16 protein-coding genes and 1 pseudogene are annotated in these 18,272 nt (G+C 67.2%); 9 read left to right on the top strand and 8 right to left on the bottom strand.

Annotated elements, in window-relative coordinates; translation table 11 throughout:
• Positions 1–80: 80 nt before the first annotated feature.
• The 3 genes and pseudogenes from ABE483_RS15830 to ABE483_RS15820 all read right to left on the bottom strand — a co-directional run.
• A pseudogene (locus tag ABE483_RS15830) lies at positions 81–1,130 on the bottom strand (ABC transporter substrate-binding protein); the annotation flags it as partial.
• On the bottom strand, positions 1,127–2,509 hold the full coding sequence (locus ABE483_RS15825; protein ID WP_346482002.1) for a sensor histidine kinase: 1,383 nt from the start codon (positions 2,507–2,509) through the stop codon (positions 1,127–1,129). The pseudogene ABE483_RS15830 and the gene ABE483_RS15825, both read right to left, overlap by 4 nt.
• Entirely contained in the window at positions 2,499–3,197 is a 699-nt protein-coding gene (locus tag ABE483_RS15820; RefSeq protein WP_346482001.1) for a response regulator transcription factor, read from the bottom strand. The genes ABE483_RS15825 and ABE483_RS15820 overlap by 11 nt, the downstream gene beginning before the upstream one ends.
• A gap of 156 nt (positions 3,198–3,353) precedes the next feature.
• On the opposite strand from ABE483_RS15820, the gene ABE483_RS15815 reads away from it, so the two are divergent.
• The 3 genes from ABE483_RS15815 to phbB are packed head-to-tail and all read left to right on the top strand — an operon-like array spanning position 3,354 to position 6,670.
• A complete protein-coding gene (locus tag ABE483_RS15815; protein ID WP_313209134.1) occupies positions 3,354–4,535 on the top strand; it encodes a porin in 1,182 nt (393 codons plus the stop codon).
• 40 nt (positions 4,536–4,575) lie between these two features.
• A complete protein-coding gene (locus ABE483_RS15810) occupies positions 4,576–5,904 on the top strand; it encodes a CitMHS family transporter (RefSeq protein WP_346482006.1) in 1,329 nt (442 codons plus the stop codon).
• Between the two features lie 25 nt (positions 5,905–5,929).
• On the top strand, positions 5,930–6,670 hold the full coding sequence (phbB, locus tag ABE483_RS15805) for an acetoacetyl-CoA reductase (RefSeq protein WP_019183776.1): 741 nt from the start codon (positions 5,930–5,932) through the stop codon (positions 6,668–6,670).
• A 762-nt stretch (positions 6,671–7,432) separates the two neighbouring features.
• Here the strand turns inward: phbB and ABE483_RS15800 are convergent.
• The 3 genes from ABE483_RS15800 to rsgA all read right to left on the bottom strand — a co-directional run bounded on the left by ABE483_RS15800 (position 7,433) and on the right by rsgA (position 12,287).
• A complete protein-coding gene (locus tag ABE483_RS15800) occupies positions 7,433–9,730 on the bottom strand; it encodes a TonB-dependent receptor (RefSeq protein WP_313219626.1) in 2,298 nt (765 codons plus the stop codon).
• A gap of 177 nt (positions 9,731–9,907) precedes the next feature.
• Positions 9,908–11,161, bottom strand: coding sequence for a flavohemoglobin expression-modulating QEGLA motif protein (locus tag ABE483_RS15795; protein WP_259259171.1), 1,254 nt, complete (start codon positions 11,159–11,161; stop codon positions 9,908–9,910).
• A gap of 19 nt (positions 11,162–11,180) precedes the next feature.
• The gene (gene rsgA, locus ABE483_RS15790) at positions 11,181–12,287 is read right to left on the bottom strand and encodes a ribosome small subunit-dependent GTPase A (RefSeq protein ID WP_265308967.1); all 1,107 of its coding nucleotides are present in this window, start codon (positions 12,285–12,287) and stop codon (positions 11,181–11,183) included.
• A 175-nt stretch (positions 12,288–12,462) separates the two neighbouring features.
• On the opposite strand from rsgA, the gene ABE483_RS15785 reads away from it, so the two are divergent.
• The 5 genes from ABE483_RS15785 (at position 12,463) to ABE483_RS15765 (ending at position 15,850) form a co-directional block, all read left to right on the top strand.
• Positions 12,463–13,737 (top strand): pyridoxal phosphate-dependent aminotransferase, encoded by a 1,275-nt coding sequence (locus ABE483_RS15785; protein WP_313209132.1) that lies wholly within the window; start codon positions 12,463–12,465, stop codon positions 13,735–13,737.
• Positions 13,737–14,357 carry a GDSL-type esterase/lipase family protein gene (locus ABE483_RS15780; protein WP_346482000.1) on the top strand — a complete coding sequence of 207 codons (621 nt, stop codon included), beginning with the start codon at positions 13,737–13,739 and terminating at the stop codon, positions 14,355–14,357. The genes ABE483_RS15785 and ABE483_RS15780 overlap by 1 nt, the downstream gene beginning before the upstream one ends.
• Before the next feature lie 17 nt (positions 14,358–14,374).
• On the top strand, positions 14,375–15,058 hold the full coding sequence (locus ABE483_RS15775; protein WP_346482005.1) for a class I SAM-dependent methyltransferase: 684 nt from the start codon (positions 14,375–14,377) through the stop codon (positions 15,056–15,058).
• A 68-nt stretch (positions 15,059–15,126) separates the two neighbouring features.
• Entirely contained in the window at positions 15,127–15,492 is a 366-nt protein-coding gene (locus ABE483_RS15770; protein ID WP_346481999.1) for a hypothetical protein, read from the top strand.
• 34 nt (positions 15,493–15,526) lie between these two features.
• A complete protein-coding gene (locus ABE483_RS15765) occupies positions 15,527–15,850 on the top strand; it encodes a hypothetical protein (protein ID WP_313209129.1) in 324 nt (107 codons plus the stop codon).
• A gap of 32 nt (positions 15,851–15,882) precedes the next feature.
• On the opposite strand, the gene ABE483_RS15760 is transcribed toward ABE483_RS15765, so the two are convergent.
• Complete coding sequence (locus ABE483_RS15760; protein ID WP_313219622.1) at positions 15,883–16,659, bottom strand: polysaccharide deacetylase family protein; 777 nt, start codon at positions 16,657–16,659, stop codon at positions 15,883–15,885.
• Positions 16,660–16,717: 58 nt separating this feature from the next.
• Between ABE483_RS15760 and grxD the strand changes: the two genes are divergently transcribed.
• Positions 16,718–17,644: a Grx4 family monothiol glutaredoxin gene (gene grxD, locus ABE483_RS15755; protein ID WP_121039705.1), complete on the top strand. Its 927-nt coding sequence runs from the start codon at positions 16,718–16,720 to the stop codon at positions 17,642–17,644.
• 82 nt (positions 17,645–17,726) lie between these two features.
• Here grxD and ABE483_RS15750 read toward each other — a convergent pair whose 3' ends face one another.
• A complete protein-coding gene (locus ABE483_RS15750; RefSeq protein ID WP_313209127.1) occupies positions 17,727–18,266 on the bottom strand; it encodes a DUF924 family protein in 540 nt (179 codons plus the stop codon).
• Positions 18,267–18,272: the final 6 nt, after the last annotated feature.

Here is an 18,272-nt window from a genome sequence, read left to right as displayed (position 1 = left end):
CGGCGGCCTCCAGTCCGGGTCCGGGGCGGGGCTGTGGCTTGCGCCGCCCTGCGGGGGGGGGGCGGCCCCCCGCGCCCCCCCCGCCCCTGCTGCATGCTGCCCCGCCATGCGTCCAGGAACTGGCGGCGCTTGAGGCCGTCCAGGTAGACCAGCAGGCCCGGGCCGAGTTGGATCGGGCGGTAGCTGCGCTCGGGCGAGGCGCCCCGCCGTTGGCCCGCCGCGGGCAGGATCGGCATCAACCGCGCTTCGCGGGAGAGCACCTGTTGTCCACGGGGCGACAGCAGATAATCCAGGAACCGGCGGGCTTCATCGGGGTGCTTGCCGCCGCGCGGGATCACCGCGGTGCGCAGCATCACCAGGGTGTAGTCCTCCGGCTCGATGATGCCCAGCGGCGCACCGGCATCGATGCGCGCCTGCGCATACGAGCCCAGCACGTTGTAGACCAGCGAGAGCTGGCCGCTGCTGACCCGGTCGAGCAGCACGCCGGTGCGCTCCTCCAGCTGCACGCGGTTGTCGCCCAGCGCTCCAAGCAGCGCGCCGGCCATGCTGCCGCGTTGGCCGTCCTGGGTGGCAAGCAGATAGCCGACACTGCTGCGCTGCACATCGTAGGTCCCCACCCGGCCCAGCAACGGCGCATCCGGCGCCCGCAGCAGCTCCAGCAATTGACGCCGCGTGTGCGGCACCCGCGCCGCCGGCAGCATGCGCGTGTTGTAGACCATCGCCACCGGCTCGTAGCTGATCCCGAATGCCTCATGCCGCCACTGCGCCCAAGCGGGCAACGCATCGGTCTGCGCCGAGCGGTGCGGTAGCGCATGGCCGTCGTTGACCAGCTTGGCCTGCAGGTCCATGCCACTGCTGATCAGCATGTCCGGTGAAGCCGGTCCGCTGCGATCGCGCAGGTAGCGCGCATACATGTCCTGCGTGATGATGTCCTCGTAGACGATCTCCGTGCCGGGATGCAGGCGCTGGTAGTCGGCGATCACCGTGGCGAAGACTTCGATGTCGGTCGAGCCGTGGATGCGCAGCTGCGCGGTGGGCACGCCCTGTGCCGGGAAGCGCTGCACATCACCCGGATCAGCGAAGACCGTGGTGGTGAACAGCAACATCAACAGGCCATGCCAGCGTTTCATGCGTGCCTCCTCGGCAGCCGGATGGTGGCGACCAGCCCGCCACCCACACGGTTGGCCAGATCGATGTGGCCGCCATGACTGTCGACCACGCGCTTGACGATCGCCAGGCCCAGTCCGGCGCCGCCGGCCGCCGCGCCTTCGCCGCGCGCGAAGCGTTCGAACACCCGCTCCGCATCGGCGGCCGCGATCCCGGGACCGTGGTCGGCGATGGTCAGCACGCAGTGGCTGTCATCGGTGGTCAGCGCCAGCTGCAGTACGCCGTCGCCGCCGTATTTGAGCGCATTGTCGATCAGGTTCTTGATCGCTTCGCGCAGCAGCAGTGCATCCCCGTTGACCCACGCCGGATCGCTGGTCACCGCCAGCTGTACGCGAGGTGCGGGCAATGCCTGCGGCAAGGCCTCGTGCAGGGCCTGGTGCACGATCTCGGCCAGGTCGACCAGGGCGAAACGCTGCAGGTTCGCGCGATGGATAACGCTGGCATCGCTGAGCAGCTGATTGAGAAGGCGGCTCATGTGCGTCGCGTTGCGCTCGATCGCCTGCAGGCTGCGTCGCATGTCCTCCGGATCTTCATCATCCAGCGCGAGCTGGGCCTGCGCGCGCAGGGCCGCCAGCGGCGTGCGCATCTGGTGCGCGGCCTCGGCCATGAAGGCGCGCAGCGTTTCATTGCTGGTCGACAGCCGGCCCATGAAGTGGTTCAGCGCACCAACCATCTGGTCCATTTCCTGCGGTGTGGCGGCGTCCAGCGGCCGCAGGTCGGACGGTTCGCGTCTGGACAGTTCGCGTTCGACCCGCACCAGCGGCCGCAGCGCCCGGTGAACGCCGAGCGCGACCAGCGCCAGCGACAACAGCGAAAGCACGACGATCGCGACCAGCGCGCGGGTGACCATGTCCTGTGCCAGCGCCTCGCGCGCCCGCCGGGTCTGCCCGACCTGCACACGCACCTCGGCCTGCGCGGACGGTGATGACACCCGCCGCGAGACCACCACGAAGCGCACGGTCTCACCGCTGTAGGGCGCGTCGAACAACTGCGGGCGATCGCTCGGCGCGCGCGGCGGCGCCGGCAGATCGCCGTAGCCGGTCACGGTCCGGTTGCGCGCATCGAAGACGCGATAGAACACGCGGTCTTCCGGCGCCATGGCCAGCAGGTCGAGCGAGGCGTACGGCAGATCCACCTGCCACTGCGCATCCACCAGCGCCACCGAATCGATGATCGAAAGCGCCGAGGACACCAGCAGGTGATCGTAGGAACGGTTGGCGGCACGCTGGCCGTAGTCACGCGCACCGAAGAACAACGCGACCGCGAACAGCGCCATCAAGCCGCCCAGATACAGCCACAGCGTGCGCCGGATCGAGGTCGGTACGCGGGCCTCAGTCACCATCGGCGCTGCCCTCGGCCGCCACATCGTGCGCCTCAAGCAGATAGCCGCTGCCGCGCACGGTCACGATGCGCAGCGGTGCCTCGGCCAGTTTGCGGCGCAGGCGCCCGACATACAGTTCGATCGCGTTGGGACCGGCCTCATCGTCGAAGCCGAACAGGCCGTTGCCGATCTCGTCCTTGCCGACCACCTGCCCCAGGCGACCCATCAGGATCTCCAGCAGACGGTACTCGCGGTTGGGCAGTTCGATCGGCTGGCCATCCAGGCTGACCCGGTGCGCGGCGTTGTCGAACTGGAAGCCACCGATCTGCACCACCTCGCTGGCCTGGCCACGGGTGCGCCGCAAGAGCACGCGGCAGCGCGCTTCGAACTCGCGGAAATCGAACGGCTTGCCGAGGTAATCATCGGCGCCGACATCCAGCGCCTGCACCCGGTCTTCGATGCCATCGCGCGCGGTCAGCATCAGCACCGGGGTGCTGTCACCGCGCTCACGCATGCCGGCCAGTACGCGCAGCCCATCCAGTTTGGGCAGGCCGATATCGAGTACGACCAGATCGAACGACTGGTAGCGCAGCACGCTCGCTGCGGCCAGGCCGTCGCTCTGCCAATCCACGGCATGCCCACTGCGGCGCATGCGGCGGACGATCGCGTCGGCCAGGTCCGGGTTGTCTTCCACCAGCAGGATGCGCATCGGTCGGGATCGGGAAAGGTGCACGAATGCTAGCGCGTGCGGCCGCATCCGTGCGCTTCGCTGCGGTGCAGCAATGGCTGACAGGTGGATGACAGCATCCCGGCACTAGGCTGCGCCAACGCGACACCACCGAACACACGGTACCTGGGAGGGGCCATGGAACTGAACACACTGCGCTGGTGCCTGCCGGCCGCCTGCACGCTGTTGTTGGCCGCACCCGCCTGGGCCGCCGACGACAACACTGACGACCGCCCGGTCACGGCCAGCCTTGGCGGCCGCCTGCATCTGGATTTCGCCGATTTCCACAACGACCGCCGCGGTACGCCGAACAAGGACGACACCGAGATCCGTCGCGCATGGCTTGACGTATCCGGCAAGTTCTTCGTGGTCGACTACAAGCTGGAAGCGGATTTCTCCGGCGACCGGGTCGAGGCCAAGGATGTGTTCGTCAGCCGCAGCTTCGGCGATGCCGGCAAGCTCACCGTGGGCCAGTTCAAGCAGTTCTTCTCGCTGGATGACCGCACCAGTTCGAACTACGGCAGCTTCCTGGAGCGCGGCAATGCCGGCACCACGCTGGCGCCGCTGTATCGCCTCGGCGCCTCCTGGCAGGCCGCGCGCGGCGACATGACGTGGGCCGCCAGCGCCTACAGCCTGGAGAGCATCGACGCGTGGCAGGTCAAGGGCCGTGCCGCCGGTGGCCGTGCGACCTGGGCCCCCGGCGCCACCGCCGGTGATGTCCTGCACCTGGGCGTGTCGTTGGCGCATGAGCGCTACGACACCCCTGGCGCCGACGGCGTCCCCGCCCTGCGCATCCGCCCGCGCCCGGCCGGCCATCTCTCGGACAACAGCCGCCTGACCCTGGTCGATTTCTCGGCCGGGCGCGACACCGACGTCAACAAGTGGTCGCTGGAGTACGCACAGGTGAACGGGCCGCTGTCCTGGCAGGGCGAATTCAGCGGCGCCACCTTCGACGACGGCAGCCAGCGCGGCAAGGTGCTGGCCGGCTACGGCCTGGTCAGCTGGTTCGTCACCGGCGAATCGCGCGTGTACGACCGCAAGACGGGGCGCTTCGGCCGGGTCAAGGATTTCCAGCACACCGCCGGCGCGTTCGAACTGGCACTGCGCTATGACCAGATGCGCGGCGACCAGCACCTGATCGGCCAGCCGGACCTGCGCGACGGCCAGACCGAGGCGTGGACGCTGGGTGGCAACTGGTACATGCGCCCGAACCTGCGCTTCATGCTCAACCTGATCGAAAGCCGCAACCGCGACCGCCTGGCCGACGCCACCGTGGATCGCACGCGCGCGGTCACCGGCCGCCTGCAGTACGACTTCTGATGCCTACTTTCCGCACCGTTTCTTCTGGAGAATGCAGATGATGCTGAGCATCCTCGGCTTTGGCATGGTCATTACATTCATGTATTTGATCATGAGCAAGCGGCTCTCGCCGCTGGTCGCCCTCATCACCATTCCGATCCTGTTCGCGCTGATCGGCGGCTTCGCGGCCGGCATCGACGACATGATGCTGGAAGGCATCAAGAAGATCGCGCCGACCGGCGTGATGCTGATGTTCGCCATCCTGTACTTCGGGGTGATGATCGATGCGGGCCTGTTCGATCCGCTGGTGCGGATCATCCTGCGCTTCGTCAAGGGCGACCCGATGAAGATCGTGCTCGGCACCGCCATCCTGGCGATGCTGATCTCGCTCGACGGCGATGGCTCGACCACCTACATGATCACCGTGTCGGCGATGCTGCCGTTGTATCAGCGCCTGGGCATGAACGCGTTGAACATGACCTGCGTGACCATCCTCGCCGGTGGCGTGATGAACCTCACCCCGTGGGGCGGGCCGACCGCCCGTGCCGCCACCGCGCTGCACGTGGACCCGGCCGACGTCTTTGTGCCGCTGATTCCCTCGATGGTGATCGCCTGCGCCGGCGTGCTGGTGCTGGCCTGGTATCTGGGCATGAAGGAACGCCGTCGCCTGGGCGTGGTGACCCTGCCGCAGGGCGGGAGCTGGATGGACAACAGCGTCTCCGATGATGGCAACATGCTGCCGACGGTGGAAGACGCCGAGGACACCAAGCGCCCGAAGCTGCTGTGGGTCAATCTGGGCCTGACCATCGCCCTGATGACCGCGCTGATCCTGGGCGTGCTGCCGATGCCGGTCCTGTTCATGGTCGGCTTCGCGATCGCCCTGGTGATCAACTACCCGAACCTGGCCGAGCAGCGCCGCCGCGTGGTCAACCATGCCGGCAACGTGCTGTCGGTGGTCTCGCTGATCTTCGCGGCGGGCATCTTCACCGGCATCCTCAACAACACCGGCATGGTCGAGGCGATGTCGCACAGTTTCCTGGCGATCATTCCCGACAGCTGGGGCCCCTACCTGGCGGTGATCACCGCGCTGGCCTCGATGCCGTTCACCTTCTTCATGTCCAACGACGCCTTCTACTTCGGCGTGCTGCCGATCCTGTCCGAAGCGGCCGGCAACTACGGCATCACGCCGGTGGAGATGGCGCGTGCCTCGCTGGCCGGCCAGCCGGTGCATCTGCTCAGCCCGCTGGTGCCCTCGACCTACCTGCTGGTCGGCCTGGCCAAGGTGGAGTTCGCCGATCACCAGAAGTTCACCCTGAAGTGGGCCATCGCCATTTCGATGCTGCTGATGTTCGGTGGGCTGCTGTTCGGCCTGTATCCGCTTGCGTCCTGATCCGCCTACCAAGGAGCCTTCCGCCATGACTCTTCGCATCGCTTACGTCACCAGCGCCATGGGCAGTGTCGGCACTGCCATCTGCCAGAAGCTGGCCCGCAACGGCCACACCGTGGTCGCCGGCTGCGCCCCGAATTCACCGCGCAAAGCCGCCTGGCTGCGCGAGCAACGCGAACTGGGCTTCGATTTCATCGCCTCGGAAGGCAATGCCGCGGACTGGGCGTCGACGGTGGCCGCGTTCGCCAAGGTGAAGGCCGAAGTCGGCGAGATCGATGTGCTGGTCAACAATGCCGGCGGCAGCCGCGATGTGCTGTTCCGCCAGATGAGCCCGGATGATTGGAATGCGGTGATGGGGTCGAACCTGCATGCGCTGTTCAACATCACCAAGCAGGTGATCGATGGCATGAGCACGCGCGGCTGGGGCCGGATCGTGAACATCGGCTCGGTGAGTGCGCACAAGGGCCAGATCGGCCAGGTGAACTTCGCGACGGCGAAGGCGGCGATGCATGGCTTCAGCCGGGCGTTGGCCAATGAGGTGGCGACGCGGGGCGTGACGGTGAATACGATTTCGCCGGGGTATATCGCGAGTCAGTCGATCAGCAGTTTTCCGCCGGATGTGCTGGATCGTCTGGCGGGCTCGGTGCCGATCCGGCGGTTGGGCAAGCCGGAGGAGGTGGCGAGTCTGTGTGCGTGGTTGGCGTCGGACGATGCGGCGTATGTGACGGGTGCGGATTATGCGGTGAACGGTGGTCTGCACATGTTCTGACGGTTTTGCGCATCCCACGTGATGCGTGGCCTCCCCCACGAGGTGAGCCGCGATGCTGGTTGGCATCGCGGCTTTTTTTTCTTTTGCTTTCAAGCTTTTGGGGGGGCTGCGCGAAGGGCGACGGCGACGGCGACGGCAGATCAAAAGCCTATGGGCAGGCTCGTGTCGCGCTGGGCAGGCACGGGTGGGTTGGCGGAACCCGCTGCAAGTACGTCCATGTAAGCTCGTGTGTTGCCATCCATGGCAACACACGGTCCCGCCAACCCACCCGTGCCTACCCTTTGACAGGGGGCTGGTGCGCAACGAAAGAGCCGGCTCTTAGTACTGCCGTGGCTTTAGCTTGCCTTGCTCGCCTTGCTTGCTTTGCTTGCGTTGGTCTGCCTGGTTCGCTTGCTTGGCTCGCCTACGTGACTTACTCCGCTCAGATTGCTCAGCTCTGCTCGGCTCTGCTCGGCTCTGCTCGGCTCTGCTCGGCTCTGCTCGGCTCTGCTCGGCTCTGCTCGGCTCCAGCTTTGCTTCGCCGTGGCCACCAACCAACTGTCGGGGGCGTGGGGTGTGTGGGTTGGCGGGACCGTTGTGCCGCATGGATGCGGCTCACGAGCCCCCATGGATGGGTTTACGGCGCGTCCCGCGAACCCACACACCCCACGCCTGGCCCAGCCACAAGACGGACATTGCGCTTTTGGCGTTGAGCTCTTACCGCTGCACAAGGCAAAGCCACCGACCAACGGTCGGTGGCTACCCTGCCCTTGCAGACGGAGATCAGAACTCCGCAGCGACCGTCATGAACAGCTGACGCGGCGCACTGGCGTGGATCGCATAGCGGGTACCCGTCGGATCGGTGGGGGCGAACGAACTGAGCTGGCCGGCGTAGCGCTTGTTGGTCAGGTTGGTCGCGTTGAGCGACACCTTGATATCGCGCAGGCCCATGCCCGGCCCGAACGAATAGCCCATGCCCGCATCGAACGTCGTCACCCCGGGCACCGACTGGTCATTCGTGTAGGTGTAGTAACGCTTGCCTGTGTACTTCGCGCGCAGGCTGGCGAAGAAACCATCGCGGTTCCAGCTGATCTCACTGGAGGCCATGCGCTCGGGCGTGTCCACCGTGATCTTGCCGGCCACCGGCACGATCGCACCGCCCGAGGTGTAGTTGTCCTCGTAGGTGGTCTTGTTCCACGAGAGCGCGTTGTACCACTGCAGGCCGTCCATCGGCTTGAGGATGAAGGTCAGTTCCGCACCGCGGCTCTTCACCGAACCCACGTTGATGAAGCGCGTGATGCACTCCGGGCGCGTGCCGACTTCAATACTGGTGCAGGGATTGAGCGAGAGCAGGCGGTTGTCGAAGGTCACGTGATAGGCCGCGATGGAGGCCTGGTACTTTTCGCCGAAGGTGCGGAAGCCGGCTTCCAGCGTCTTGGACTTCTCTGGTTCCAGCCCGGCGCTGGCCGCGAAGGATTCCGGCGAGACCTGCAGCGGGCCACCGCTGCCGCCACCGACGAAGGCGGCGATGTTCTCCGAGTACGAGGCGAACACTTCCTGGTTCGGGCTCAGCTTGAAGCCGATGCCGGCCTGCGGCAGTACCGATTCCTTGGCGGTCAGCGTGCCGGAGGCGTAGCTGGCTTCCGTGCCCGGCTTCGCGTTGGCCGTCATGCGGGTGTTCGGGCTCTTGATGCCCACATCCACGGTCAGGCGGTCGTCCAGGAAGCGCATGCGGTCCTGCACGTAGAACTGGCGCGTGCGGATGTCGAAGTCCTGATCGAACAGGCGGCGGTCGGGGTGGTTGAGGTAGCCGTCATCCAGGAACGGACCGGTGATGTAGTAGAAATTGCGCTCGACGTTGTGGTCGTTGCGCTCATACCACAGCCCTGCTTCCAGCGAATGGATGCCCCACTGCCAACTCAGCGCGGCGGTGATGCCCTGGCGGTTGATGGTGTAGTTGGTGCTGCGGATGGAGATCGGCAACATCTCCGGGGTGCCGGGGTTGGACGGCTGGCCCGGTGCCCACCAGTGGCCCTGGCCACGGTTCTCATGGTGGTAGCCAAGCAGCTTCAGGCGGGCGCTGTCGCCCAGCGCGAGGTCGGCATCCAGCGAGTACAGGTTGTCGTCGCGCAGCGCGCGGCTCTGGTAGTACGCGTCATCGATGCTGTTGACGCCACCGGTGAACGCACACTTCTGCGCGTTGTAGGTGCCCGGTGCGCAGTAGGCAGCGGCAACGGCGCGATCCCAGTCCGGTGCGTAGATGTTCCAGTCCCATCCGAGGCCACGTGCGAGCATGCTCTTGGACAGGTAGGCGTAGTTGGCCTGGCTCACGCGCGAGGTGGCAGCGAAGGCACCGAAGCGGTTGTCACCCACGTTCCAGACCGCCTTGGCGTTGAACTGGCGGGTGGTCTGGTTCTGGTTCGGTTCGGCCCACATGTCCGAATCCTGATGCACGCCGGACACATAAGCCGAGAAGCCATTGATGTCGCCGGTGTCCACGCGCAGGTAGCCGCGGCGCTGGTTGTCATCGCCGACGGTGACGCTGGCCTTGCCGCCGAACTCGGTGGACGGGTCCTGCGAGAAGTACTGGATGGTGCCGCCGAGGTTGCTGGTCGAGGCGACGCCCAGCGAGCCGATGCCCTGCGACAATTCTGCGCCGGCGAGATTCTCGGCGATCAGCGCACGGGCGATGCTCAGGCCGTTGTAGTTGCCGTAGCTGTTGTCGCCCAGCGGAATGCCATCCAGCGTGTAGCCCAGGCGGCTCTTGTCGAAGCCGCGCAGGCTGATCGTCTGCGATTCTTCGTTGGCGCCGAAGGCATCGTTGGACTGTACCGAGACGCCCGGCAGGCGATCGAGGATCTTCTGGCCGCTGGTGCCAGGCGGCAGTACTTCCTTGTCCACGGCCGTGATGCGCTGCACCTGGCGGGTCTCGCCCTGGCCGATCACCGAAACGGTGTCCAGGGTCTGCGCACTGAGCGCGACGTTGGCAGCAGCGGTGGCGTCTACATCGGCAGCGTTGGCGTTGGCATGGGCGGCGCACAGCGCGAGCGCCACCGCGATCGTCAGGGGTCGGGTAAGCATGGTCGTCCGTTACATGGGGGAAGATGACCTGCGCAATGCAGGTGCATGACCAGCATGCGAGCGGAAGATGAAAGGATGTTTACGGTTCAGCGCATCGCAGATGAATTGCGATGCAGTGCTCATTGACGCACTGGGTGCCTGTGGAAGGCGCGCGAGCTTGCCGGCCAGCGGCCGGCACTACTCGGGGGCGAGCTGATCCATGCGGATGCGATTGGCGAACAAGGAGAACGCAAGCATGCCGGCCAATCCGTTCGCGCGACTGACCCAATGCGGCAACCAGCGCGGCGGGCGCAGGATGCCCTCTTCGAACAGCGGTGCGAAGGCGATCGCATCGGTCAGCGACATCTTGCCGGCAAACAGCCAGCGGCAAACCTGCAGGCGGTCTTCGGCCAGCATGTGGCGGAAGAAGGTGTGCACCGAGACCAGCCCGCGCAGGTACACCGTGTCCTTGGTGAAGGCCGCGCCCCCGCTCGGGGGCACGCCGCGGAACACGCGCTGGGCGGAGGCGAAGCTCTCTTCGTTGTTCTGGCCGGCCTCGCAGAAGTAGCGGAACACCTGGATGAAATCGGCTCCTTCGCGCGCCATGGCAATGGCTTCGGTGCGCAGGCTGATGCGCTTGAGGCGCTCGATGTCGATGCTGCCGGTGATCTGCTCGGCAAAGGTCGCCAGTCCTTCCTGGGTCGCGGTGACCCGCGGCGAGGACAGCGCCAGGCTGGGCAGGTGCGGCTGCTCGCGGCCGTTGAGCGCGGTCAAGGAATGCACCAGCGCCTCGTGATGGAACAACTGCGCACGGTCGTAGGCGCTGAAACGCGCACTGGTGCGCAGGCGGATCCGGTTCGGGCCGGCGGCCGCCTTGGAGATCAGGTCCGGATCGAGCTGGACGCTGATGATCCGCGATTCGAAGAAAGCATCCAGATCACTCTGCAACTGCAGTTGCAGCGCGGTGGCCGAGACCGGCACCTGTTCTTCGGGCGCAAGCAGCTCGTGGTCCAGTTCCTGCGCGATCTGGATGAAGTGGCGGGCGGCGTCGCGGGTGCTGGGGCCGTTGCCGGGCAGCGGTTGCTCGGGCGCGCCGAACAGTTCCACCGAGTAACGATCCACCTCGGCGGTGCCCAGCGATTCCAGCAGGCCGGCAGCCTGGTCCCAGCTGTGCGCCGAGCGCTGCACGTACAGGCCGATGGGATGGTCGGGATCGCATTGCGCGCTGATCGCGGCCAGCCGGTGGCGGGTATCGGTGAAATCGAGCTTGGGGTAGTCGACCTGCGGGAGCACCGGCTGCCCGCGGGCGACGCTGGCCAGGAACGGCGCCTGCAGCGCGGCCGGCCAGCTGGTCAGCCCCAGCAGTTTGATCCCGCCCACCGCCTCGACCAGTTGGGCATCGAGCGCGGTGTGGTGGGCGACGTCACGATCCACGGTCATTGGCGTGTCCATGGACGGACAGTAGCAAAAGCTATCGTCGGCCGCCCTTTCCGCCCGGCCGCCACTGCGCGCCCTTGCCCACGTGCTTGCGCTCGATGGCCTGCTGCGCCTGGCGCACGGCCAGCTTGGCCGCGGCGGCAGCCACTTCTTCTTTCAGCTTGAAGTAGTTGAGCAGGCGCTCTTCATCCAGCGTGCCGTCATCGATGGCCGCGCGGATCGCACAGCCCGGCTCACGCTGGTGGGCGCAGTCGCGGAAACGGCATTGCGCCGACAGGGCTTCCACGTCGGAGAAGCCGCCTTCGCTCAGGGCCTCTTCACCGGTCGGCTTCAGCTCGCGCATGCCAGGGGTGTCGATCAGGCAGGCGCCGGCCGGCAGCGGAATCAGTGCGCGGTGGGTGGTGGTGTGGCGGCCGCGCGAGTCGTTGACGCGCACATCGGCGGTCTTCATGCGCTCGTGGCCGAGCAGCGTATTGGTCAGGGTCGACTTGCCCGCACCGGAGGAGCCGACCAGTACCACGGTCTGGCCAGCGGCGAGCCACGGCAACAGGGCCGAGGCGCTGGCCGGGTCTTTGCCGTTGATCGCCAGCAGCGGAATATTCTGCGCTGCCAGTTCTTCCAGCACGTCCAGGGCGTCCTGGCTGTACTCGGTCTGGTCGGCCTTGGTCAGCACCACCACCGGCTGTGCACCGCCCCCGCCGACCAGCAGCAGGTAGCGCTCGATCCGGCGCGGATTGAAGTCCGCATCCAGCCCGCAGACGATGAACACCGTATCGATGTTGGCCGCGATCACCTGCTGGTGGTAATGCTCGCCGGCCGCGCCGCGCTTGATCGCGGTGCGCCGCGGCAGCAGGGCCACGATCTTGATGCCCTCCAGCAGCACCCAGTCGCCTACCGCCGCGCGCTCGTGGCTGGGGAAGCGTGGGCGCTGCCATTCCGGCGGGGATTCGGTCTTGATCGCCGCTTCGGGCGCATCGGAGACGATGTAGCCGGTGCGATGCTGCTCGATCACCCGGCCCGGGCGCGCCTGCGGGAACTGCTCGAACAGGGCCTGCCAGTCCGGCAGCTCCGGGCCGCCCGGCCAGGGCCAGCCAATGGTCTGCAGGGCAAGGTAATCAGTGGGTTCGCTCATCGTGCCCATTCTAATGGGTGTGGCGACCAGGCGTTGCCGCGGCGGAGCGGCGCAGGCGTGGACGGGTGGAAATCCTTTCATCTGCAACTGCCTTGCAGGGCTGGGCGTTGGGCCGGAAACGCTTGCCCTGCAACGCAACAATTCCGCTACCATGCGGTTTCCATGCCTGAATGACGGCCCGTTCATGTCCACGCCCCCGCTGAAGCCGCTCGCCACCCGCGAGCGCCTGTCCGAAGTCCGCTACGAGATCCGGGGCGAACTGGCGCGACGAGCGCGGGAGCTGGAGGCCCAGGGCCGCAAGCTGATCAAGCTCAACATCGGCAACCCGGGCAACTTCGGGTTCCGCGCGCCTGAGCACCTGCAGCGCGCGATCGCCGATGACATGGGCCGCACCGACCCGTACACCCACCAGCAGGGCCTGCCGGAGGCGCGCGAAGCCATCGCCGCCGCCTACGCCCGTCGCGGCGCACCCGATGCGCACCCGGATCGGGTGTTCATCGGCAATGGCGTCAGCGAGCTGATCGACCTGTCGCTGCGCGCCCTGCTCAACCCGGGCGACGAAGTGCTGGTGCCCTCGCCGGATTACCCGCTGTGGTCGGCCGCGACCATCCTCAACGATGGCCGCCCGGTGTATTACCGCTGCGCACCGGAGAACGGCTTCCAGCCCGACCCGGTCGAGATCGAGGCGCTGGTGTCCTCGCGCACCCGCGCGATCGTGCTGATCAACCCGAACAATCCCAGCGGCGCCAGCTACTCGCGCGATCTGCTGGAGCGCATCGTGGCCATCGCCGCCAAGCACAACCTGCTGTTGATGGTCGATGAGATCTACGACCAGATCCTGTATGACGACGCGCAGTTCCATGCCGTCGCGCCGCTGGCCGGCGAGCACCCTTGCATCACCTTCAGCGGCTTGAGCAAGGTGCATCGCGCCTGCGGCTGGCGCGTGGGCTGGGCGATGCTGTCCGGCGCGGCCGAGCGGCTGGGCGAGTTCCGTGCGGCGATGGACCTGCTCAGCGCGCTGCGCCTGTGCGCCAACGTGCCGGGCCAGTACGCCATCGATGCCGCGGTCAACGGGCCGGACACCATCTCGCCGCTGTGCGCGCCGGGTGGCCGTCTGTATGAAACCCGCCGCGCGGTGATCGAAGCCTGCAACGCCAGCGAGCATCTGTCGCTGGTGGCCCCGGCCGGCGCGCTGTACGCGTTCCCGGCGGTGGTCGGTGCGGCGGCACGCAGCTTCGACGACCATGATTTCGCGCTGGAACTGATGAACGAAGAAGGCGTACTGGTGGTCCCGGGCTCGAGCTTCAACGTGCCTTACCGCCACCACTTCCGCGTGACCCTGCTGCCCGAGCCGGAGGTGATGCGCGATGTGTTCGCGCGCATCGACCGCGCCTTGGCACGCCGTGCCGAGGCCAACACCAAGGTGGTCCCGCTCAAGCCGCGCAGCGCGGTGGCCTGATGGTCCGGCCGTACCTGGCGCTGGGCGATTCCTACACGATCGGCGAAGGCGTCGAGCCGTCCGGGCGCTGGCCGACGCAGTTGGCCGCCGCCCTGCGCGATATCGGCGTGGACGTGGACGATCCAACGATCATTGCCACCACCGGCTGGACCACCGACGAGCTTGAGGCCGGCATCGATGCCGACGCACCGCAGGGTCCGTTCGCGCTGGTAAGCCTGCTGATCGGGGTCAATGATCAATACCGTGGCCGCAGCGTGGACGAGTACCGCCCGCGCTTCACCGCGCTGTTGCAGCGCGCGCTCGCCTTCGCCGGCGAGCGTGCACCGCGCGTGCTGGTGCTCTCGATCCCGGACTGGGGCGTGACCCCCTATGCCGTGGCATCCGGCCGCGACCGCGTGCAGGTCGGGCAGGAACTGGATGCCTACAACGCTGCCGCTGCGGCCATCTGCGCCGAACATGACGTGGCCTTTGTCGACATCACCGACCTGAGCCGCCAGCTGGGCGGCGAGCGCGTCATGCTGGCCGAGGATGGTCTGCATCCGTCCGCCGCGATGTACACGCTGTGGCACCAGCGCGCCTTCGAAGTCACGCGCGTGCTGTGGGCGGAGCCGACCCGCTGAGCGAGGCCACGCTGCCGCTGGCCAGGGAGCAGGCCCGCCGGATCGCCACGGCGTTCCTGCCGCCGCAGCGGTTCGGCAATCGCCGCGATTATTACTACAGCCGCGGCAAGCTCGGCAGTGATCCGCTGTATCCCGGCGTGCTCGCGGCGTTGAACGATGCGCCTGTGGCGCCGTTGCTGGATATCGGCTGCGGCCTGGGGCTGCTGGCGCACGTGCTGCGCCAGCAGGGCAGTACACTTGCGTATCACGGTGTGGACATCGACGCTGGCAAGGTCGCCCGCGCCGAGCAGGCCGGTGCCCGGGCCGCGCTGCCGGATGCACGGTTCACCTGCATGGACGCCAGCGCGGCCCTGCCCGCCCACCTCGGCAACGTCGCGTTGCTCGACGTGCTGCAGTACCTGCCCGCGCCCGCGCAGACTCAACTGCTGCACGATGCCGCCGCGCGCGTGGCACCCGGGGCGCGGCTGGTGATCCGCACCACGTTGGCTGACCACAGTGGCCGCGACCGGACCACGCGGATCACCGACATGCTCGCGCACCTGGTGGGCTGGATGGGCACGCGTCCACGCCACTATCCCGATGCCGGGAGCCTGCGCACTCCGTTGGAAACCGCCGGGCTGCAGCTGCGGATGACACCGCTGTACGGCAATACCCCGTTCAACAACTGGCTGATCGTCGGCGATCGTCCGCTCGCTGCGTAGTCGCCGTGGCTCGCGCCGCGGGCCGCACACGCGCATACTCCCGCCCCCCTTCCGGCAAGGAGCCGCCCATGCCCCGACAGACCCGACATTCCGCGCTTGGCATCGCCGCGCTGATCGTCAGCGCCTGTGGCCTGGTGATGCTGCTGCTGAGCATGCATTACGCGCATGTGCCCGAACACGCGGCCATGCGCGAGCTGCCGTGGTCGCTGGCGGCGCTGCTCGGCAGCAGTGTCGGCCTGGCCATCCTGGCCCTGCTGCTCGGCCTGGGCAGCGTGCTGCAGCCGCGCCGGCGCCGCCTGTTCGGCATCATCGCGCTGCTGGTGACGCTGGGTCTGCTGATCGCACAGCTGTCGCTTGGCGGTTGGATCCGCGACCAGTGGCACGCCTCGCATCCGCCAACAGACGCCGCGGCCGCGCAGCCCCTCGCCCCCTGATTCCTCCGTTTCACCGCATCGACAAGGAGCCCTGATGCACACCCCTCATTCCGGCATGGGTATTGCCGCGTTCATTACCGCCCTGTGCGGTGCCGTGTTGATGCTGGGCCTGATCGTCATCGCCGGCATCATCGAGACCACCACGCCCGGCGGCATGGAGGAGACCTCGATGTCGGCGATCCTGGTCGGCCTCGGCTTGATGTGCACGGCCCTGATGCAGCTGGTGGCCTTTGGCCTGGGCGTTGCCGGTGCAGTGCAGGCAGACCGCCGCCGCGTGTTCGCGATCCTCGGCCTGGTGATCTCGATCGGCAGCATCCTCGGTGTGGTGCTGCTGATGATCATCGGCTCCCTGAGCTGATCCCCGCACTCCCGCCGGCGTAGCCCTCGGCCTCAGTCCGGCAGCCCGGCGTGCAGGCCACGTGCCTGCACCGCCTGCAGCACCGCCTCGATGATGGCCAGGTTGTGGCCATGTGCGGCGCCCTCGTGCAGCAGCACGATGCTGCCCGGCGCCAGATCACGGGTGATCCGTTCGACCACCTGATCGGGCGTGCACTCCACCCCGTCGAAACCGCGCGCGCTCCAGCCCACCCGGGTCAGCTGCCACTGCTTCAACGCGGGGGCCACGAATGGATTGGTCATCCCGACCACCGAGCGGTACCAGCGCGGTGGCGTGCCGGCGATCGCGGTGAGGGCCTGCTGGCATTGCGCGATCTCCGCGGCCATGGCCTGTCGCCCCAGCCGCCAGAAACGCGTCTGCGGGTGGCGGTGGCTGTGGTTGCCCAGGCTGTGCCCCCGGGCCAGCATCGCGCGGACCAGGTCCGGCTGCGCCTGCGCGCGTTCACCAACCAGGAAAAAGGTCGCCCTGGCCTCGTAGCGGTCCAGCAGATCGAGCACCGCCGGGGTTTCCGCCGACGGGCCATCATCGATGGTCAGCCAGACCTTGCGGGCATCCCCGGGCAGGCGGCTGAGCACGGGGGCGTAGAAGCGGCTGTTGGGGAGGAAGACCGGCACCATGAACAGGGCATGCGTGGCCACCATCAGCGGCAGGCCGTAGCGCCAGCCCCAGGCGGCCCAGACCAGCACCACCAGCAGCTGCGACAGCACCAGCCACGGCAGCCAGCGCCAGGGGCGGCGGGGAATGCGATACAACGTTTCCGGTACGGTCATGCCCCATGATGCCATGCCGCGTAGAATAGGCGGTTCGCATATCCGGACCCTGACCGTCATGTCCCTTGATCCCGCCCTGCGCTCGCGCATCGAATCCATTCTCAACGCCAACCGCGTCGTGCTGTTCATGAAGGGTCAGCCGAGCATGCCGCAGTGCGGTTTCTCGGCCAAAGCCGTCGGCGCCCTGCAGGACCTCGGGGTGGAGTTCGACCACGTCAACGTGCTCGCCGACGCCGACATCCGCGAAGGCATCAAAGCCTATGGCGAGTGGCCGACCATTCCGCAGCTGTACATCGACGGCGAGCTGATCGGTGGCAGCGACATCATCCTGCAGATGGCCGGCAACGGTGAGCTGAGCAGTGTGCTCGGCCTTGCCGCCCCCGACCGCACCCCGCCGCGCATCACCGTGACCCCGGCCGCCGTGGAAATGCTGCGTGGCGCGCTGGCCGATTCCCCGGGTGCCTCGCTGCAGCTGGGCATCGACGCGCGCTTCCAGCCGAACTTCCAGCTCGCCCCGCACGACGACAACGCGATCGCCGCCGAGTCCAACGGCCTGCGCGTGCAGTTCGATCTGGCCAGCGCCCGCCGCGCCGAAGGCATCACCATCGACTGGGTGGACGACATCCGCGGCAAGGGCCTGGCGATCGACAACCCGAACGCGCCCAAGGCCGTTCAGGAACTGAGCGTGCGCGACGCTGATGACCAGCTCCGCGCCGGCAGCATCACCGTGGTCGACGTGCGTCCGGCCGACGAGCGTGCGATCGCGGCGATCAACGCCCCGTTCGAAACCTTCGACGGTGACAACCGCGCCCGCCTGGAAGCCCTGCCCAAGGACACCGCGCTGGCCTTCCTGTGCCACCACGGTGGCCGCAGCGCGCAGGCCGCCGAGCAGTTCCGTGCCCTGGGCTTCACCAAGGTGTCCAACATCACCGGCGGTATCGACGCCTGGTCGAACGAGGTGGACAACGGCGTGCCGAAGTACTGATCTTCAGCACGTTGCGGGTAAGAAAAACGCCGGCATTGCCGGCGTTTTTTTGTTCGTGGCGCCGGTGGCGTCCTTCCACCGGTCAACCCGCAAACCCACCCTCGGCCAGATAATCCAGCTCTTCCGGCGTCGGCATCCTCCCCAGCACCGCATTGCGGTGCGGGAAGCGCCCGAAGCGGCGGATGATGTCGCGATGCAGTTCGGCGAACTGCAGGTATTCCTTGTCGCCCAGCGCATCGAACATCGCCACCGAACGCTCCTGGTCCTGCGGATCCTCGGAGTGCTCGAACGGGAGGTAGATGAAGGCCCGCAGTTTGGGCACCAGTTGCAGATCCAGGCCCTCCTCCACCGCACGCATGGCGTAATGGCGCGCCAGGCCATCGGTGGCGTAGGCGTGCGCCGTATCGCGGAAGCAATTGCGGGGGAACTGGTCGAGCAGGATCATCAGCGCCAGCGCGCCTTCTGCGCTGCTCAACCAATGCTCGCGCGCGCGGCGGGCGGCGGCAAAATGTTCTTCCTGGAATTGATGGCGAAACCGCGCATCGAACGCGTCATCGCGCGCGAACCACTGCTGCGGTCCGGCGTCGCGCCAGAACTCCACTACTTGTGCCGCCACGTCCATTCACTA

The organism is Stenotrophomonas sp. TWI602, assembly GCF_039674045.1.
Taxonomy (GTDB): Bacteria; Pseudomonadota; Gammaproteobacteria; order Xanthomonadales; family Xanthomonadaceae; genus Stenotrophomonas.
Note: the sequence above shows the minus strand (reverse complement) of the source record. Positions and strands in the feature narration are given on the sequence as shown.

Bases quoted from the DNA above. Each gene is read 5' to 3' on its own strand.
- ABE483_RS15825 (WP_346482002.1), bottom strand. From the start codon at position 2,509: ATGGTGACTGAGGCCCGCGTACCGACCTCGATCCGGCGCACGCTGTGG.
- ABE483_RS15820 (WP_346482001.1), bottom strand. From the start codon at position 3,197: ATGCGCATCCTGCTGGTGGAAGACAACCCGGACCTGGCCGACGCGATC.
- ABE483_RS15815 (WP_313209134.1), top strand. From the start codon at position 3,354: ATGGAACTGAACACACTGCGCTGGTGCCTGCCGGCCGCCTGCACGCTG.
- ABE483_RS15810 (WP_346482006.1), top strand. From the start codon at position 4,576: ATGCTGAGCATCCTCGGCTTTGGCATGGTCATTACATTCATGTATTTG.
- phbB (WP_019183776.1), top strand. From the start codon at position 5,930: ATGACTCTTCGCATCGCTTACGTCACCAGCGCCATGGGCAGTGTCGGC.
- ABE483_RS15800 (WP_313219626.1), bottom strand. From the start codon at position 9,730: ATGCTTACCCGACCCCTGACGATCGCGGTGGCGCTCGCGCTGTGCGCC.
- ABE483_RS15795 (WP_259259171.1), bottom strand. From the start codon at position 11,161: ATGGACACGCCAATGACCGTGGATCGTGACGTCGCCCACCACACCGCG.
- rsgA (WP_265308967.1), bottom strand. From the start codon at position 12,287: ATGGGCACGATGAGCGAACCCACTGATTACCTTGCCCTGCAGACCATT.
- ABE483_RS15785 (WP_313209132.1), top strand. From the start codon at position 12,463: ATGTCCACGCCCCCGCTGAAGCCGCTCGCCACCCGCGAGCGCCTGTCC.
- ABE483_RS15780 (WP_346482000.1), top strand. From the start codon at position 13,737: ATGGTCCGGCCGTACCTGGCGCTGGGCGATTCCTACACGATCGGCGAA.
- ABE483_RS15770 (WP_346481999.1), top strand. From the start codon at position 15,127: ATGCCCCGACAGACCCGACATTCCGCGCTTGGCATCGCCGCGCTGATC.
- ABE483_RS15765 (WP_313209129.1), top strand. From the start codon at position 15,527: ATGCACACCCCTCATTCCGGCATGGGTATTGCCGCGTTCATTACCGCC.
- ABE483_RS15760 (WP_313219622.1), bottom strand. From the start codon at position 16,659: ATGACCGTACCGGAAACGTTGTATCGCATTCCCCGCCGCCCCTGGCGC.
- grxD (WP_121039705.1), top strand. From the start codon at position 16,718: ATGTCCCTTGATCCCGCCCTGCGCTCGCGCATCGAATCCATTCTCAAC.
- ABE483_RS15750 (WP_313209127.1), bottom strand. From the start codon at position 18,266: ATGGACGTGGCGGCACAAGTAGTGGAGTTCTGGCGCGACGCCGGACCG.